This is a genomic window from Desulfobacterales bacterium (assembly GCA_029211065.1).
GTDB lineage: Bacteria > Desulfobacterota > Desulfobacteria > Desulfobacterales > JARGFK01 > JARGFK01.
The window spans coordinates 1-1805 of sequence record JARGFK010000243.1 but is presented as its reverse complement, the minus strand read 5'-3'; the positions used below and the strand labels follow the sequence as shown (position 1 = coordinate 1805).

At 46.0% G+C, this 1805-nt stretch carries 2 protein-coding genes; both read left to right on the top strand.

Annotated elements, in window-relative coordinates; all coding sequences use genetic code 11:
• On the top strand, positions 1–1004 hold a 1004-nt coding region (locus P1P89_23250), incomplete at its 5' end, for a DUF3696 domain-containing protein (protein ID MDF1594442.1).
• Positions 1005–1006: 2 nt separating this feature from the next.
• A partial coding sequence (locus P1P89_23245; GenBank protein MDF1594441.1) for a hypothetical protein occupies positions 1007–1805 on the top strand: 799 nt, incomplete at its 3' end.

The following is a 1805-nucleotide window of genomic DNA, read 5'->3' as shown; positions in this document are numbered from 1 at the left end:
CAATCTTGCCGACATTGATGGAAAATTTAAAGATGGAAGGAGGCGTGGCAGGGCTAACACGGCCAATTGGTATTATCAGCCAGGGAACCGCTATGCCCACATGGGGTAAGGCACTGGAATTTCACAGGCAAGTCTGGGCAGATGGGACGGACCGAATCGATCAGGGAAACCTCCTGATGTGTTTGAGTTCTTTGATTGTCGGACCGGGTGAGCTTATTCGCGATGCATTGAAAAAACTCTGCTATATCGGACCTATAAGGGAAATACCGAAAAGAAATTATATGCCGGAAAAATCGCCGGACATGTCGCGTTGGTCTTCCGGCCTGAAGGGTTGGGATATTTTGTACAAAGCCGAAAATACCTTCATTGAAAAACTTAATCAGTGGTTAACACACAAAGACCGACTGAATACCGGCTACAGCATTGAAGTCAAACATTTTCGTGAAATCGATGTTGAGGATCCGGTATCATTATTAATGTCCCAGGGGATAGGTCTGGAAGACCTGGAAATGATTCAGACCAGGATGGGTGAAATTCCGATAAAAAGCCGAGTTGCCATACGCGAAGAATTAACCGGTATAGAGCTAACGCCGCAAGATATCGGCGTTGGAATTTCTCAAGTTTTACCGCTAATCGTTGCGGCGCTTTATATTAGAGAAGGAATACTGGCTGTTGAACAGCCGGAGCTGCATATACATCCCGCCCTTCAGGTCGCTTTAGGGGATCTTTTTATTTCGCAAATACAAGAAAGCGGCGTTTCTTATTTGCTGGAAACTCACAGCGAGCATCTCATCCTGAGACTACTTCGCCGGATTCGTGAAACCAGTGAAGATGAGCTGCCGCCGGGAAAATATCCTCTTAAACCAGATCAACTGGGTGTTTACTATGTTGAGCAGGGGGAAAAGGGGGTTTCTCTCACCCGGATCCGAGTTGACCAGGATGGCGAATTTATCGATCGCTGGCCTAAAGGATTTTTCGGCGAGCGGGCAGAGGAGCTTTTCTGATTATGATTTATGAATTTGCCCTGGAGCCGGATCTGGTAGCAAGGTGGCATGACAGAAAAGAATATCTTTTTTTCGATGAAAAGTTTGGTCTTCGCTCAAGAAGAATCGTCTCCGCTTATCCTAAAAACTGGAAAAAATTGGTCTGGAAAATATTTGAAGCAGGCTCGGCCACAGACAACCAGAATGCCAGAATGAGAATGACCGAGTTGATTCAAATTCTCTGGCGAAACGCGGTAAAGAGATCCAGCACTTTTCCGGAAATAACCGTCTGGTTGGAACGAGCCGAGGCTGAACACGCCGAACGGCCGTTTCATGCCATTATTGCATCAGACAATCCAAGAAACCAGCCTTTTGTAATCCATGTAAAAGAGCTTATCGAATACGGGCATGAAAAATGGCAGGTGCCGGACATTTTTCCGACCCCCCGAAATGCGGTGGAGATTGCCGATGCAGTTTTGCCATTGATGCGTTTGTGCCGCCAGGCCATTCTGGTAGATCCATATTTCGATCCTGTTAAGAAAAAATTTCGTGATACTTTCGAGGCTATTCTTGCGACATGTCGCAAGAATGTCTGCGGTATAGAGAATATTCAAGTTGAACTGCATACGTCCATCGACCGCTTTTTTCAAACATGGGAACGAGGGGATAACCGCAATCTGAATGAAGAATCTAAAGCATATGATAACTTTGTCTTAGAATGCCAAAGCCGGCTCCCCCAAATAATTCCCGCCGCAATCCAGTTAAAGGTAGTGGTATGGAAACAGAAGGCCGGTGGCGAAAAGCTTCACAACCGATATCTAT